Raw genomic sequence first — 14,502 nt, 5'->3', positions numbered from 1 at the left:
AAAAGGCGCGATGTTGCCAGCTTTGGCGGGGTGTTGGAAGCGCTATCCGGCCGAACGTTCCTTATTCGCCCTTTTTCTGTGCGTCGCACACTTTTTCTGTGTGTTTCTGGTGCGCGGATTCGTCTTCAAAGTGAGTCGCAGGGTAACGTTCTGGCGAATAGCCAGTAAACTCAAGGACTTGCATCGGATGCCAGAGCCCGCGGCCTTCAAGGACTTGAAACATTTTGGCGCAAATATTGCGTGCAGAATAAGGAACAGGCCGTTGGATTCTTTTTACGAGAAAGAATTTTCAGATGTGCCGGATGCACTCGCTTTCCTTGCAAAGGTAGTCTCTATGAGCAGTACCCCAAGCTCCACAGGCCTCGAACAGGGGCTCAAACCGCGTCATGTGACCATGTTGTCGATCGCCGGTGTGATCGGTGCCGGTCTGTTTGTCGGCTCCGGCCACGCCATTGCTGCCGCCGGCCCGGCCGTGCTGCTGGCCTACGCCGCTGCCGGTACCCTGGTGGTGCTGGTGATGCGCATGCTCGGCGAGATGGCCGTGGCTTCGCCGGACACCGGTTCGTTTTCGACGTATGCCGACCGCGCGATCGGTCACTGGGCCGGTTTCACCATCGGCTGGTTGTACTGGTGGTTCTGGGTGCTGGTGATTCCGCTGGAAGCCAACGCCGCCGCGACCATCCTGCATGCCTGGTTCCCCGGCGTGGACATCTGGGCCTTCGCGCTGGTCATCACCATGCTGCTGACAGTAACCAACCTGTTCAGCGTAAAGAACTACGGCGAGTTCGAGTTCTGGTTCGCCCTGATCAAAGTGCTGGCGATCATCGGCTTTATCGGTTTGGGTCTTGCGGCGATTTTCGGCTTTCTGCCGACCAGTCAGGTCAGCGGTGTCTCGCACTTGTTCGACAGCGGCGGCTTCCTGCCCAATGGCATGGGCGCCGTGCTGGGCGCAATCCTGACTACCATGTTCTCGTTCATGGGCACCGAAATCGTCACCATCGCGGCGGCGGAATCGAAAGACCCGGGCAAGCAGATTTCCAAGGCGACCAATTCGGTGATCTGGCGGATCGGCCTGTTCTATCTGGTTTCGATCTTCATCGTCGTGGCGCTGGTGCCGTGGAACGATCCTACCCTGGCCAACCTTGGTTCCTACCAGACCGTGCTGGAGCGCATGGGCATTCCCAATGCCAAGATGATCGTCGACATCGTCGTTCTGGTCGCAGTGACCAGTTGCCTGAACTCGGCGCTCTACACCTCGTCGCGCATGCTGTTCTCCCTCGGCAAGCGCGGCGACGCCCCGGCCATGTCGACCCGCACCAACAAAAGCGGCACGCCTTACTGGGCAGTGATGCTGTCCACCGGCGCCGCGTTCCTCTGCACCTTCGCCAACTACGTGGCTCCGGCGGCGGTGTTCGAATTCCTGTTGGCCAGCTCCGGCGCCATCGCCCTGCTGGTGTATCTGGTGATCGCGTTCTCGCAACTGCGTATGCGTAAACAGCGCATGGCACGCGGCGAGAAGATTGTCTTCAGCGTGTGGCTGTTCCCCGGCCTGACCTGGGCGGTGATCATCTTCATCGTCGCCGCGCTGACCATCATGCTGTTCCAGGAAGCCCACCGCGTGGAAATCCTTGCCACGGGCCTGCTGAGTCTGATGGTGGTAGCCGCTGGTTTGCTGGTGTCGCGCCGTCGCAAGCTGGAGAAGCGTGGTGCGGTGGTGTTGAACTGATCCGCAACCAGTAATGCAAAACGGCCGCTGTCAGGGATGACTAGCGGCCGTTTTTTGTTTCTGAGCTGCTCAGTCAGGTTGAACCCAGTCCTCGATTCGCAAACCGGAAACGCGTTCAAACTCCCGTACGTTGTTCGTCACTACAATGAGTCCAAGTGACCGCGCGTGGCCAGCGATCATTTGGTCGTATGGCCCGATCGGCGTTCCAGCCTGCGCAAGTTCAGATCGAACCATCCCGGCCTGTGCGGCTGCGTCGTTATCGAAAGGCAAGACATCCAGTCGCGCGACAAACCCTTCGACAATCGCCAGATTCTTCTCCGGGACCGCTGACTTTTCAGCACCGTAAATAAGCTCCATGAGCGTGATAGCGCTGATGCACAACTGCCCGGAATGTCGATTGAAGGCTTCCCGGACAATTTGTGGTTTGTTCTTGATGGTGAAGATGCAGATGTTTGTATCCAGCATGTATTTGATCATCAGAACGACTCGCGCTCCTGATCAGTGGGTTGCTCACGGTCAGCCATGAAATCAGGGCTGACGCTGTCGCCATCAAACCAGCTATCCCAGCTTTCTCCAGCAGGCGTAATGACGCGTGTTCTGCCAATCGCGATAACTTCCACGCGTTTAACGTCGCCGGGCATCGCAACTGCCTTTGGCAGGCGGACTGCCTGACTTCTATTGCTCATGAAAATTGTGGTCTGCTCCATATCCGACCTCCGGGCCTGATCCTGTGATTGGTTCAGGATAGGTTGTGCTGGGGATATGTCAACGGGATATACATTGTCATTGGGCAAAGAGTGCTAGGCCATCCAAACAAAAAAACGGCCGCTGTCAGGGATGACTAGCGGCCGTTTTTTGTTTCTGAGAAGGGCTTATTCGCTCTTGTCTTCCTGGGTGTCTACCGACTTCCCATAAGCATCCAGCGCCACCCCGAAATCGGTGATGAACTGCGGCTCGCTCAGCCAGGCCTGGGCTTCTTCAATGGTCATGCCGTCGGCCCACATGCGGTAGTCGATGAGCATGTCGGCGGCCAGGTGGGTGGCGGCCATGCCTTCGTTGTCGGCGTTTTCCATGTCGAGCAGTTCAGGATGGTCGACGATGATGAAGGCCAGTTCGCGCAGCAGGGTCAGCAGCATTTCGTTGCGGCTGACGGCTTCGGCGTCGCGCATTTTGCTGAACATTGCCAGGGTGTATTCCGGGATCGGCTCGGCGAGGGGGCCGAGGTCTTCATCCTGATCCAACGGTTTGCGCCCGACCATGCGGATCTGCTTGGCCTTGGCCTTGGCGCGTTTGGCGCGTTTCTGTTGCTTGTTCAGGGATGCCATGGGAGCTCAGTTCTTCTGTTGGGTTTGTGCAGCGATCGCGTCGGATGCCGCTACATAATCAGCCTGGAACGCCGGGGATTCGATCCACGCCAGCGCGCCAGCCTCGTCGGTTTCCTGCGACCACTGGCGATATTCGATCAGCGCGGCGAGGATGAAATCCATCGCGCCTTCTTCGCCTTCCTGCTCATAGACCAGTTCCAGCAGCGGGTCTTCGAGGAACGCCGTGCACATGGCTTGCTGGCTGATCTTCTCGGCGTCGATCATTTTCTTGAACAGCTCGGTCAGGTCCACCGATTCGAAATCGATGCGGTCGTCGTTCGGGTCCAGCTCGACCGGCGCTTCGGTGCGCTTGGTGCGGTTCTGCTTGGCCTTGGCTTTGGCCCGGGTGGCGCGTTTCTGCTGCTTGTTGGCGGAGGCCATGATGTGTTCCGTCGTGCGTGGAAAAGGGCTCAACTGCGCGGGACTGGCCGGCCGGGTGTGTCGTGGGCCAGTGCACCGGTTTGCAGCCAAGTCAGAGCGATGGGCCATAGTGTGGCTTGGTATGCGCTGCGAAAAAAGCCGAAATGTCCGACTTGTCGTTCGCCGATGTCCTGCGGCTCGATGCGCAGGTGAGTTTTTGCCGCGTTGCTGAAGTAGCCGAGCAGGCGTTCGATCGCCGGGATCGTGCCGTATGGATCGTCCCTGAGGCTGATGGCCAGAGTCTGGGCGCGGACGTTGGCGAAGGGCAGGGCGCCCGCTTTTTTCATCAGCGCGCGACCGCTTGGACGATCCTCGTACCGTGCAGTGGGTGTGCACCAGTCGCAGACAACGCCGGTTGGCGTGTCCTCCAGCCAGCCAATTCGCTTGCCTGGAAAATAGCCGTAGAGCAGCGCCATCAAAGGCATGACCACATGCCACTTGCCGAACATCCGCCAGCGCTGTTCAGGCGCGTAATCGCGCCAGTAAGCGAACTGCGCACCGACGGTTACCAATCGTCGGATCACCTTGCCCGACTCGGCCAGACCCGCCGCGCAGCCGCCGAAACTGTGGCCGACCACATCGATTGGCTGACCAGGAAACTCCCGCTGCGCCCGTTTGAGCATCGCTTCGAAATCCAGCGCGCCCCAGTCGCTCCACGAGGCGCGCAGCCCTCTGATCGACTCACCGCGCGATTCGCCGATACCCCGATAGTCGTAGGTCATCACGTCGAAGCCGTGGCGGAACAGATAGGCTGCGAACCTTGAGTAATGGCGACAGCGCACGGAGGTGGCGGCATTGATGATGACCACCGGGCGCTGTGGATCCTGCGCACTATGGCGCCAGGTGAAGCCGCCGAGTGCGTAGCCGTCGGCTGCGTCCTCTATGAACGGTTCGCCAATGGTTACCGGGTCGGTCGAAAAGCATTTGTTCATGAGGGTTCGGCCTTTGCGAGGCTGGGTCGAGAATGAGCCTGAAATTAGCGACGAGCAACGATTCGAGGCGCAGTGCGTCTCGAATTGGGAGTGAACGATACTTTGATGATTCGTGACGCACTGCGTCACGAATCACGTACCCCCTTCCCTGCCAGTGGATGCCGCCGTGGATACAATCTTGTTGCCCGTCGATTACATCAACACCCTGTGAAGTTGGAATGCACTATCGACCTGTGCGCTTGCCCTTCGGCCTCTGCTCACGAACCCGCCCTTTGCGATAAACCCACAGCCCGAACACACCGATGGCCAACATGAACGAGGTCCAGAAGCTCTGCCACACGAACTCGAACCAATATCGCCGAGGTTGCAGTGCCAAGGTGTAGGTGCTGCGCGGCCCGCGATTGCTGGTGGTAATGGAACCGCTGATCCAGCTTTCGATGAGCATGTAGATCGAAAGACACACGGCAAAGGCGATCAGCACGCCAGCGAGCACCGTCAGCCAGAATGTCCAGCGGCTCGGCCTGTACGGCGGGGGATGCGGCAAGCGAATACGGGTTCTTTTCTGATTCATGAAGCGGGACTCGCGCAAGCCGGTCAGGAAACTGCCGGCTCTTGAAGTTGCTCAATCGGCATCGGCTGCAGGCTGGTTGGGCATGCGGCAAGGTGGGCGCATTCGGCAATCACCTTGAGAATCCCGATCACCGCCGGGGTCAGTGCGGTGCCGAGGCAGATGCGCACGCCTGTGGAAGCCTGGCCGTCAGCGAAAAAGATCCCGCTGCCAGCCACGTGGCAACCGCGCTCCGCGGCCAGTTGCTGCAATGCCGGCATGTCGGTGTTTGCGGGCATTTCGATCCAGTGGATGAAGCCACCGCGCGGTGGCACATAGCGGGTCCCGGTGGGAAAATCCGTGCGCACCAGCGCTTCGACGAAACTCGCCAGCGAGGACAGTTGCGATCTCAATCTGGCGCAGTGTTCTTCCATGTAGCCACGGCCGATGAATTCATTGAGGACATTTTGCGCAAGGCTGGACACGGCCAGGTTGCGCGAAAACATCTGCGCGAGGATGGCATTGCGGTAGTTTCCGGCCAGACACCAGCCGACGCGATAACCCGGCGCGATGGTTTTGGAAAAGGACGAGCAGTAGATCGTCTGGCCGCTGGTGTCGTAGCTCTTGATGGCTCGCGGCCGATCAGCTTCGGGTACCAGGTCGAAGAAGATGTCGTCTTCGATGATCGGCACATCCGCTTCGCGGGCGATCCGTGAAAGTCGCGCGCGCGCTTCGTCGGGCATGATGAAGCCACGCGGATTCTGCAACGTCGGGTTGAGAAAAATCACCGCGACTTTTTTCTGTTTCAGTGCTTCTTCCAGATGATCGACATCCAGGCCGGTCCGGCCGTGGGTGCGGATCGGCAGGGCGCGCATGCCCAGGCGTTCGATGGTCTGCAAAATGCCGTAATAGGTCGGGGCTTCGATGGCGACTGTAGCGCCTTTCGACGCGACGGCTTCGAGGGCCAGTTCGAGAGCGATAGTGTCGCCCGATGTCACCAGAATGTCGTCCGGCCCGCATACCACTCCGCGAGTCAGCATCAGGCCGGCAATACGCCTTCGCAGGGCGGGAAGGCCGGGTGGCGCGACCAGGCCGCTCAGCGCGTTGTCAGTCTTGGCGGCCAACACCGAGAGGCATTTGTTGAGCAACACGTTGGGCGTGAGATCGCCGTGCAGCACGGCCGAATTCAGCGATGCGGTGGTGCGCGAGGCCGCTTCGGAGAGCATCGCGACCACCGCATGATTGACGTTGACGGTGACACTGGAAAAATCGAAGGCGCCGGACGGTTTTGTCCGCCCTGATGCCGAGACGAAGTAGCCGACGCGCGGCACCGTCGAGACGTAGGCGTCGGCCTCGAGGTCGGCCAGCGCCCGTTGCACCGTGGTAATGCTGGTCTCGAACATCCGCGCCAGCACCCGAATCGACGGCAGTTTCGCTCCGGCCGCCCAATCGCCACTGTCGATCTGGCGAATAATCCAGTCCTTGACTATCCGCCAGCGCTTGTCCGGCAAATCAAACCTGTCCATAAGTTCTCTGTGATGATTCGAAACAATTCACAGAAAGTAGAGCAAAACGATCCCCGTTGCAGCAACTATGACGATGTTCAGCGCCACCAGACCGAAAGCGAAGCGGATCAGGCTGTTTTCTTCCTGGCGGTTGGCACCGGCAAGACCGGTGATCAACGACAGGATCGACAGCGAGCCAAGTGCGCCATGCCCGGCGGCGCTGTTGACCATTGCCGCCAGCCATGCCCCGTGTTCGCTGCTCAGCGCGGCAATGGACGGCATCACCAGCGTGTTGCCGCCGACGTTGGAGCCGGTGACATAACCGGCAATCCCTGCGAGCAGGGCGATCGTCGGCGCCAGCGAAATACCCGACATGGATTGCAACGCGCTTTGCGCCTCGACGAGGAATCCGGCGTTGACCATCACCTGGGACAGGAGCAGGAACAGGAAGATTGTCGTGACCGGAAACTTCGCCCGGTTGAACAGCGTTTGCCAAGGGAAACCGGCGCCTGCGGTTTGCCTGAACGCCATCAGCAACGTCACGATCAGCAGCGCCAGCCCGGGAGACGCCAGCGGCTTCCACGAAACGTGTTCGCCCCGCACCACCCACAGGCCATCCCAGCCAGACAGCACGAACAATCCGCGCGAAGCCACAATCACTCCCAGCAAGGCCAGATAAGGCCATGCCGCGCTCGGCCAGCGCACCAGTTTTTTTCGTTGCGCCCAGGAGATGCCCAGACCGACGCAAGCTACGGCCAGCCCGGCCAGCACACCGGAAACTTCCGGGCCGAGCCACAGGTTGACGCCAAACAGCACGGCAACGAACAGGGCGGTCACGACGATCAGCCCCAGCCAGGGTGCAATCCGGCGGATGCCGGCCTGCCACAGGGCCAGCGACGCCAGGCAGAGGAATACCGGCGCGCTGATCAGCGCCGAATGGCTGCCGAGGGTTTGCGCCGGCAAATGTGCCAGCAAGGCACCAATCACCGTGGCCAGTCCCAGCGTGCCCCACGGCATGATAACCATGCCGGCGAGAGCGATTTTCATCCCCGACTGACGGGTGAAAAGCCCCATCAGCAGCGGCACCGTGGCGATCAGCGAAACGCCGAAGCCGGTCATCGCTTCCAGCAGCGGTGCCAGCCCCAGCACGATGAAAATCACCTGCGCCGGCGGTGTCCAGCCGAGTTCCTTGACCCACGCGCCGATGGCCTGTGGCGCGCCGCCGCGCTCGACCAGAATTACGAAGGCCAGCCCCGGGACGATTACGCACGTAGTGCTGAGAAACAGGATCGTGGTGTCTTGAAAAATCGCCGAGGAGATCGCCGCCGACACCGGCCCGGCAGCGCCCAGTGCCCACAGCACCAGCACCAACACCACACCGGCCAGCGCCGCCTGTACCGGCGGACGCCGGACGATCAGAATCAACGCGATCACCAGCGCGATCGGTGACATTTGCAGCAAGAGAGAGCTCATAGCGATTTCCTTGGCTTAATCGTGCGTCTGTCCGCTGTACTCGGTGGCCCGCATGGACGCGCGCTGGCAGAACGTTTGATACCACTCGCTCAGGCGTGCCTGCGCTGAGAAGTCCGACAGTTGACGGAAAGCGATCCAGTCCAGCGCCGTCGCCAGGGCGATGTGGCCGACGGTGATCGGGCCATTGAGGTCGACGTGTTCTTCGATGAAGCGGTACGCCTCCTTGAGTTTGTACGCCTGCCCCTCGGCATACGCCGGATAGCGCAAAGCCTCGGGACGGCGCTCGACTTCCCAGCGCAGCTTGATGCCGACGTCGCACATGCCCTGCGCCAATGCCTGCAGGCGCAGCGCCTGGTAGCGCTCGGGGCCGCTGGCCGGGATGAATTTGCGGCCGTCGCTCAGGTCATCGAGGTATTCGCAAATCACGATTGAATCAAACAGTGCGGTGTCGTCGGGCAGCATCAGCACCGGCACTTTGCCCAGCGGATTGGCCTGGTAGATGGTCGCGTTTGGCGAAGTCGGACTGGTCTCGTGATGAATCACCTCAAGGCTTGAGGCGATGCCGAGTTCGTGAGCCAGAACCAACACCTTGCGGGCATAGGGCGAATGCGTCTGGTAGTAAAGTTTCATGCGTGAGCTCCTGTCTCAAGGATTGCGCTAGCGACTCGATGGGCGTCCATGAATAGCCGCGAAGGTGCGCCCGCCGAGGTGACGTAGTGGTTGTAGTAGCAAGAGCCTTCAGCGAGCGGACCCAGTACCCAGATGTCACGCACCGTTTCGTCGCCGGTCGATTTCGGGTGGCAGGCCGCGTCGACATCGATGCCGTCGATGCCCGGCACATCGGTGCGCGGGCGCACAAGGCCCAGGCGCGCGAGGTCGCGCACAGGTGCGCAGTCGCTGTGGCTGACGCCGCTGCTCTGGACGTAACCGGCGACTCGCTTGAAGTGTTCGATCGCGGGGCGTGAGCCGGGCTTGAGGAAGGTCAGCAGGCCGGCATCACACAGCGCGAGCAGATCGGCGTGGCGCTCCTTCTGCGGGCCGGCGACCAGACGATTGATCGCTTTGTGCCAACGGCCATAGAACTGCCGATGCGAATCTTCGCTGAGTCCGTCGAAATCGACCGCCTCGCGCAGCCGGTCACGCAAATCGCGCCAGACTTCGATAGCGGCTTTGATCGGCGACGCGCCGCGTCCCAGACGCGCTTCCAGCAAGTCGGCTTCGAGGGTGTCGTAAATCCATGCGTGATAGTTGTAAGGCGTGACGCTGTCGGGCAGTTTGTGGCTGATCAGCTCCAGCGGACTGATTGCGCTGGCAATCGCTTCGAACTCGCGCAGCAAGGCTTCACAAGCAGCCACACCCGCAGGGCCGGCAACGCTGACGGTTCTGAGCTGCTCAAGCAGCTGTTGTGGCGCTGAGGGTTTATGCAGGACGGCGACCGCAGCGGCACGCATCTCCAGCAGCATCAGCGGCAGAATGTCCCGTTCGAAATCCAGCCGGCGGTTGTGGGCGTTGACCCGCAACGATTCGATGCGCTCGCTGGTCAGCAGCACGGCGGTGTGGCGCGGGCAGCCGATCAAACCGTTGGGCCGAGTACGAAACGGCAGCCCGTCCCGCGACTGGATGAAAATAACCGGCTCCTGACCTGACGGCTGATAAGTGTGACTGCCATCGGCCATGCGCTTGTAGATCCCGCCCCTGCCAGCAGTCAGCGCCGCCAAAGTGTCCATGGCGCCCAGGCCCAGCCCTTCGATCAACACCGTTTCGCCGGGCTCGACAGCCGCGAGGCTGCCGGGCAGTGGATAGACGTTGTCGACGCGGTTTTGCCCTGCCAGGCGCAAGCGCCCGGTGTGGCCGACGGTCAGCACCAGACGATCCACCGTCACCGCAGCGCCGTCGGCGGTTTGCAGAATGTATTGCAGATTCTCGTTGCGCTCGACCGCCGTAACCTCATGCCGATGCAGATGCACCGTGACCCAGTCGGGTGCGCTCGCGAGTATTTGCGCAAAAGCGTCAGCCAGATAAGCGCCAAGCAGATGCCGCGGCAGAAAATCCTCCGGCTCGACATCGCGACCTTTGGCTGCGAGCAGGCCACTGTCGGGGTCAACCTTGACGTGCTGTGCTTGGCACCACGCGAGAAAGTCCGGCCCTGGCCGCTCCCGGGCGTCGCTCAGATCCCCGAACGCTGCTGCGTCTGGAAATACCCCGAGCTGACCGGCGACGGTATTGAGCAACAGGTAATCCGGTTGATCGGGCCAGTGCGCGCCGCTGCCAAATCCGTTGCGGTCAAAGATGTCGATGACGACCGCTTGTTCCGGGCGTTCCTCGGCGCGGCTCAACAGGCGCTCGAAAATCGACAATCCGCGCGAACCGCAGCCGACCAGGCCGATGTGCACAGGCGCCTTCACCATCTGCGCTCCTCGCCAAAAAATGACGGGATGGCAATTGCCGTACCGGCCGCGACCGCAATGTCGTGAATCATCCGGCCAATCGCGAGATCGAGAATGCCCATGCCGAATGGCGAATAGATCAGCGGTTTGTCTTGGGCGACATGCAGGTCGCCGCGAATCAGCTGCGCCACTGTGCCAGTGACAAAGTCGCGATGGCCGTATTGCTGCTCGGCCAGATGCGGTGAAGTATTGGCCTTCAGGCAATGGGTGATGTCGTCGAAGTAGTTGTAACTTTCCTCGATGATTTCGGCGCCGATATCCCGCAGCGAGATGTTCAGAACAATCTGCCCCGGGCGGAACGTACTTTGGCCTTTTACGTACGGCTCGCCCGCGCTGGTGGCGAACACCACGATGTCGGCAGTCAGTGCTTCTTCGAGCGACAGCAGGCGCACATCCGGCAGGCCGAGTTGTTCGCCAAATTCCGCGAGGGCCTGCGCCGACTCGGCGTTGAGATCGTGAATACCCACGCTGTCGAAGGACCAGTCGTCGGCGATAAATGTCTCGAGGATATTCCTCGAAATCACCCCGCCACCGATGATCGATAGCTTCGGCGCATGCCGGTTCCGGCCATTCAGCCACCAGGCGCCCAGCACTGCCGACGCTGCCGTGCGCACCGCGCTGATCAGTGCACCTTCGAGCAAGGCGTAGGGGTAACCGGTCTCGGGATCGTTGAGAATCAGCACGGCAGATGCGCGCGGAATGCCTGACTTGATGTTGTCGGGATAACTGGCAATCCACTTGATCCCGGAGACGGATTGATCGCCCTCGCTGTCGACGATGGCCGCCGGCAGCGCAATAATCCGGTTCGCCGGTTGCGCAGGGAAACGCAAAAAGTAACTGTCGGGGTTAACGGTTTCGCCACGCTCGTGGGTCAGGTAGGTCTGCGCGACCATGTCGATGGTTGCATGCCGCAGCCCGTTGAGAATGTCTTTGACGACAGCGCCGGGGATGACGTGGAACGGTTGGATCGGATTCTGCTTGGTCATGAGGGTTACGCCGAGAGTGCCAGAGCGATTTCAGGGAAAAGGGGCTGCAGTGCGGTTGCGCCGATCCGCTGGGTGACCCAGTCGTCGCAATAGATGGTTTCCAGGTAGCGCTCACCCATGTCCGGGGAGATCGCCACCACGACATCGTCGGGCCGGATATGCGGCGCCCACTGGCGGATGCCGGCGAGCACAGTGCCGGTGGAACCGCCGAAGAGCAGGCCGTAGCGTTGCGCCAGCCAACGGCAGACTTTGATCGTCTGTTCCTCGGGAATCGACAGGAAGTCGTGAATGCCCGACGACTCGAATATCTCCGGCAGGCGGCTGGTGCCGAGCCCCGGAATATGGCGCGTGCCGCCCGGCAGGCCGAACGTCACCGAGCCAACGGTATCGACGGCAATGACTTTGGTCTGCGGATGATGTTCGGCGAAGTAGTTCTTGCAGCCCATCAGCGTGCCGGTGGTACCCGCGCCGACGAACAGGTAATCCACTTGGGGAAACTTGTGCGCGATGGACTTGGCAGTCGCTTGATAGTGGGCGAGAGGGTTGGTCGGATTCTTGTACTGGTTGAGCCAGATGTAGTCGGCATTGTCAGCGACCAGTTGTTCGATCAGGCGAATCCGCGAATTCAGGTATCCGCCATTCTCGTCACGCTGATCGACCGTGAGCATTTGCGCCCCGAGGGCGTGGATAAGCTTGCGGTTCGGCGCGGAAATATTCGGGTCGATTACGCAAACGAACTTGTAACCCTTGGCGGCGCAGACCATGGCCAGCGCAACGCCCAGATTCCCCGATGAGGATTCGATAAGGCGGGTCTTGTGATTGATCAGGCCGCGGACTTCAAGATCAGTGATCAGCGCGTGCGCGGTCTTCAGCTTGATCGAGCCGGCGGGGTTCAGTCCTTCGATTTTCAGCTGGATCGTTGCGCTGCAAAGATCGCCGATCTGCACATAACTGTCTTCATTGATGAGTTGCTTGATCATACGTCGTCCGTTTCGCTCTTTTGCCGGGCGCACGGGGGCGCCAGCATTCATCCTGGAGTGTTTGAAAAGCAGTAACTGCAGTTCGCCTGTGGGTTGGGTTTCGGATTTTTTGCTGGACAGGAAGTGACCTTGCAGGCGACGCCGATCGATTCAAAAAATCAGGTTTTGCGCTCTGAGGGCTACAGGAACCCAGAGTGTTGCGGGGGCGCAAAGTAGAGCCAGTCATTGGCTCGCCAAGGCTTGCTTGAAGTATTGGCGAAACGCCATCTGCGCGGAGAGATACAGATTTCCGGTTTTTTCCAGTACAGCTGGAATCCGGGTGTATCGAAGGGCGAAGAGAGGAGGGGGATCAAATCGCAGGCATAAAAAACCCTGAATCTTGCGATTCAGGGTTTTCGCATTGTTGACCGATTGCTTCTATGGCGGTGTTCAGACTCCAGCACGCATTTCCATCGCCGTAGCGCAGTGAATGGCAAGATGATGCGGTCGAACTTGGCTGCTTGAAATCGCCGCGCAGTACGTCGGCAACGCTCAAGCAGGCCAGATTCTGCTGATTAAAAGGCTTTCTCTCAATGCTGCGGCCGCAGGCAGCGAGAGTAAGGCGACGTTACTCAGTTGGCGAACGATCATCCCTATGCAGAAAGGCCCTGCAAATGACGGGCGCCATCTGAAGACTTGATGGGCGCTAGGATGCCAGTAAATGGAGGGTGAGGCATCTCCTCAGGGCATATGTGTTGTGCCTGGGTCAGATGCGGGGGGATAAAGAAGCCAGGGGCTTAGGTTCGGGTGAAGCTTTCGGCACAAAGATCCTTGTAGAAAGGATTGAGCTGCTGGGGATTTTTACCTTCAGCTCTTGATTCGCAAATTGCCACTTCATCACAGTGGTACTGCCCATCGACCAGATCACGTGCACGTCATTCAATGCGCAATTGCTTTTGATGCCATAGCCTTCAATGGCTTTGTATTTTTCGCAAAGGTCATTACTCAGCAAAACCTGTTCAGCTTGGTAGTTACCTAGACCCAGCAATCGGACGATTTTTTCTGGTAGCACTCCCCACGTGTTGCTCCATAGCATTAAAACGATTGCTACCAACGGGCCAACAATCAATACATAGCGATGGTTGCTTCTGATGATCGCAGCGACAAGGGCGAACAAGAACAGTGAGGCTGTGAAGCAGAATGCTCTGAGTACAAATTCCCACGGGGTTCGAGAAGCCTCAGGGAGTTGCTTGACTAATTCCTGAGCAGTAAAAAATGCGATCAAATTACCGATAGAAAAAACCACGAACGCCGTAAGGGTAAATTTCAGCCAGCTGTAGCTTGGAAGCGCGTACTTTCGCTGCAGCTGTGAGCCGAATAACAAACCGACTATCAACGGGCCAAGCAGCAATCCGGCCATGAACATGTCGAAACCTTTGCCCAAGTAGAGTGCAGTCCAAAAAAAAGCGAGGCAGCAGAATCCCGGGGCAAAGAAGTAGTGGTTTATCAGCCTACGATCTAAGTCTTCCTTCGAGGCTTTGCTGCAAAATGCTGCCTCCAAAACTGTGCATACTGGTTTGTCCCTAAAGAATGATTGTGACCAGATCCAGCCAGGTGCTGAAAAACCGAAGCCGATCAGCAATACAATCAGGCCGCCAAATAACGCTGCTGCAGTCAGAAGCGAAAGGAAGCTGAAAAGGTCGAAATCGGGGTAGAAGCGGTTTTGGCAAAAATAGATGAGGAATATCAAAAAACCGAATGCGAGTGAGGCTATCCGGAAAAGCTTCCAGTTGTGCGTTTGGATGAATTCGAAAGCTTTGTCCAGTAGCGGTATTTGAAAGTCGCTACCTGGAGCATCGGAATCTTCTGCAGGTTTACTTGGGGTCTGCGTGTCCATAGGCTTGATTCATCCTTGCAAGAAACAGGGCCCGCGTTTGGGTGGTGTGAGAGCCCTCACTTTCCCGCAGGCATAAAAAAACCCTGAATCTTGCGATTCAGGGTTTTCGGTATTTGGTGCCCAGAGACGGAATCGAACCGCCGACACGGGGATTTTCAATCCCCTGCTCTACCGACTGAGCTATCTGGGCAACGGGGCGCATTAAAAGGGTTTTTCGAATTTACGTCAACGACTTTTTGAAAATTT

At 59.1% G+C, this 14,502-nt stretch carries 14 protein-coding genes and 1 tRNA gene; 1 reads left to right on the top strand and 14 read right to left on the bottom strand.

The genetic code is table 11. The features are described from left to right. Positions 1-334 precede the first annotated feature (334 nt). Positions 335-1,726, top strand: coding sequence for a GABA permease (gene gabP, locus GXB78_RS01795; protein WP_329513907.1), 1,392 nt, complete (start codon positions 335-337; stop codon positions 1,724-1,726). Positions 1,727-1,795: 69 nt separating this feature from the next. Here the strand turns inward: gabP and vapC are convergent, their stop codons facing one another. The 14 genes from vapC to GXB78_RS01725 form a co-directional block, all read right to left on the bottom strand. Continuing rightward, positions 1,796-2,203 carry a type II toxin-antitoxin system tRNA(fMet)-specific endonuclease VapC gene (gene vapC, locus GXB78_RS01790; RefSeq protein WP_329513906.1) on the bottom strand — a complete coding sequence of 136 codons (408 nt, stop codon included), beginning with the start codon at positions 2,201-2,203 and terminating at the stop codon, positions 1,796-1,798. Continuing rightward, positions 2,203-2,433, bottom strand: coding sequence for a type II toxin-antitoxin system VapB family antitoxin (vapB, locus tag GXB78_RS01785; RefSeq protein ID WP_039756568.1), 231 nt, complete (start codon positions 2,431-2,433; stop codon positions 2,203-2,205). Before vapB ends, vapC begins: the two co-directional genes overlap by 1 nt. A 165-nt stretch (positions 2,434-2,598) precedes the next feature. Continuing rightward, complete coding sequence (locus GXB78_RS01780; protein WP_329513905.1) at positions 2,599-3,051, bottom strand: hypothetical protein; 453 nt, start codon at positions 3,049-3,051, stop codon at positions 2,599-2,601. A gap of 6 nt (positions 3,052-3,057) precedes the next feature. After that, on the bottom strand, positions 3,058-3,471 hold the full coding sequence (locus GXB78_RS01775) for a hypothetical protein (protein ID WP_329513904.1): 414 nt from the start codon (positions 3,469-3,471) through the stop codon (positions 3,058-3,060). Positions 3,472-3,500: 29 nt separating this feature from the next. Further along, entirely contained in the window at positions 3,501-4,442 is a 942-nt protein-coding gene (locus tag GXB78_RS01770) for an alpha/beta hydrolase family protein (RefSeq protein WP_329513903.1), read from the bottom strand. Positions 4,443-4,665: 223 nt separating this feature from the next. Beyond that, positions 4,666-5,013, bottom strand: a complete 348-nt coding sequence (locus GXB78_RS01765; RefSeq protein WP_329513902.1) for a hypothetical protein — start codon at positions 5,011-5,013, stop codon at positions 4,666-4,668. 23 nt (positions 5,014-5,036) lie between these two features. Beyond that, a complete protein-coding gene (locus GXB78_RS01760; protein ID WP_329513901.1) occupies positions 5,037-6,515 on the bottom strand; it encodes an aminotransferase-like domain-containing protein in 1,479 nt (492 codons plus the stop codon). Between the two features lie 27 nt (positions 6,516-6,542). Continuing rightward, complete coding sequence (locus tag GXB78_RS01755) at positions 6,543-7,967, bottom strand: L-lactate permease (RefSeq protein ID WP_329513900.1); 1,425 nt, start codon at positions 7,965-7,967, stop codon at positions 6,543-6,545. 15 nt (positions 7,968-7,982) lie between these two features. Continuing rightward, positions 7,983-8,597: a glutathione S-transferase family protein gene (locus tag GXB78_RS01750; RefSeq protein WP_329513899.1), complete on the bottom strand. Its 615-nt coding sequence runs from the start codon at positions 8,595-8,597 to the stop codon at positions 7,983-7,985. Then, positions 8,594-10,375, bottom strand: coding sequence for an FAD/NAD(P)-binding protein (locus tag GXB78_RS01745; protein WP_329513898.1), 1,782 nt, complete (start codon positions 10,373-10,375; stop codon positions 8,594-8,596). The genes GXB78_RS01750 and GXB78_RS01745 overlap by 4 nt, the downstream gene beginning before the upstream one ends. Next, positions 10,369-11,400 carry a 2,3-diaminopropionate biosynthesis protein SbnB gene (sbnB, locus tag GXB78_RS01740; protein WP_329513897.1) on the bottom strand — a complete coding sequence of 344 codons (1,032 nt, stop codon included), beginning with the start codon at positions 11,398-11,400 and terminating at the stop codon, positions 10,369-10,371. Before sbnB ends, GXB78_RS01745 begins: the two co-directional genes overlap by 7 nt. Positions 11,401-11,405: 5 nt before the next feature. Continuing rightward, on the bottom strand, positions 11,406-12,380 hold the full coding sequence (gene sbnA / locus GXB78_RS01735; RefSeq protein ID WP_329513896.1) for a 2,3-diaminopropionate biosynthesis protein SbnA: 975 nt from the start codon (positions 12,378-12,380) through the stop codon (positions 11,406-11,408). 745 nt (positions 12,381-13,125) lie between these two features. After that, positions 13,126-14,256 carry a hypothetical protein gene (locus GXB78_RS01730; RefSeq protein WP_329513895.1) on the bottom strand — a complete coding sequence of 377 codons (1,131 nt, stop codon included), beginning with the start codon at positions 14,254-14,256 and terminating at the stop codon, positions 13,126-13,128. 114 nt (positions 14,257-14,370) lie between these two features. Continuing rightward, positions 14,371-14,446, bottom strand: a tRNA-Phe gene (locus GXB78_RS01725). Between the last annotated feature and the right edge of the window lie 56 nt (positions 14,447-14,502).

This window comes from Pseudomonas moraviensis subsp. stanleyae, assembly GCF_036283065.1.
GTDB lineage: Bacteria > Pseudomonadota > Gammaproteobacteria > Pseudomonadales > Pseudomonadaceae > Aquipseudomonas > Aquipseudomonas stanleyae.
The sequence above is the reverse complement of the archived record's forward strand: the minus strand, read 5'-3'. Positions and strand labels throughout refer to the sequence as shown.

What these genes read in the sequence shown, in the direction of transcription:
- GXB78_RS01750 (WP_329513899.1), bottom strand. Translation starts at nt 8,597, where the DNA reads ATGAAACTTTACTACCAGACGCATTCGCCCTATGCCCGCAAGGTGTTG.
- GXB78_RS01770 (WP_329513903.1), bottom strand. Translation starts at nt 4,442, where the DNA reads ATGAACAAATGCTTTTCGACCGACCCGGTAACCATTGGCGAACCGTTC.
- GXB78_RS01730 (WP_329513895.1), bottom strand. Translation starts at nt 14,256, where the DNA reads ATGGACACGCAGACCCCAAGTAAACCTGCAGAAGATTCCGATGCTCCA.
- sbnB (WP_329513897.1), bottom strand. Translation starts at nt 11,400, where the DNA reads ATGACCAAGCAGAATCCGATCCAACCGTTCCACGTCATCCCCGGCGCT.
- GXB78_RS01765 (WP_329513902.1), bottom strand. Translation starts at nt 5,013, where the DNA reads ATGAATCAGAAAAGAACCCGTATTCGCTTGCCGCATCCCCCGCCGTAC.
- vapC (WP_329513906.1), bottom strand. Translation starts at nt 2,203, where the DNA reads ATGATCAAATACATGCTGGATACAAACATCTGCATCTTCACCATCAAG.
- gabP (WP_329513907.1), top strand. Translation starts at nt 335, where the DNA reads ATGAGCAGTACCCCAAGCTCCACAGGCCTCGAACAGGGGCTCAAACCG.
- GXB78_RS01775 (WP_329513904.1), bottom strand. Translation starts at nt 3,471, where the DNA reads ATGGCCTCCGCCAACAAGCAGCAGAAACGCGCCACCCGGGCCAAAGCC.
- vapB (WP_039756568.1), bottom strand. Translation starts at nt 2,433, where the DNA reads ATGGAGCAGACCACAATTTTCATGAGCAATAGAAGTCAGGCAGTCCGC.
- GXB78_RS01745 (WP_329513898.1), bottom strand. Translation starts at nt 10,375, where the DNA reads ATGGTGAAGGCGCCTGTGCACATCGGCCTGGTCGGCTGCGGTTCGCGC.
- sbnA (WP_329513896.1), bottom strand. Translation starts at nt 12,380, where the DNA reads ATGATCAAGCAACTCATCAATGAAGACAGTTATGTGCAGATCGGCGAT.
- GXB78_RS01780 (WP_329513905.1), bottom strand. Translation starts at nt 3,051, where the DNA reads ATGGCATCCCTGAACAAGCAACAGAAACGCGCCAAACGCGCCAAGGCC.
- GXB78_RS01760 (WP_329513901.1), bottom strand. Translation starts at nt 6,515, where the DNA reads ATGGACAGGTTTGATTTGCCGGACAAGCGCTGGCGGATAGTCAAGGAC.
- GXB78_RS01755 (WP_329513900.1), bottom strand. Translation starts at nt 7,967, where the DNA reads ATGAGCTCTCTCTTGCTGCAAATGTCACCGATCGCGCTGGTGATCGCG.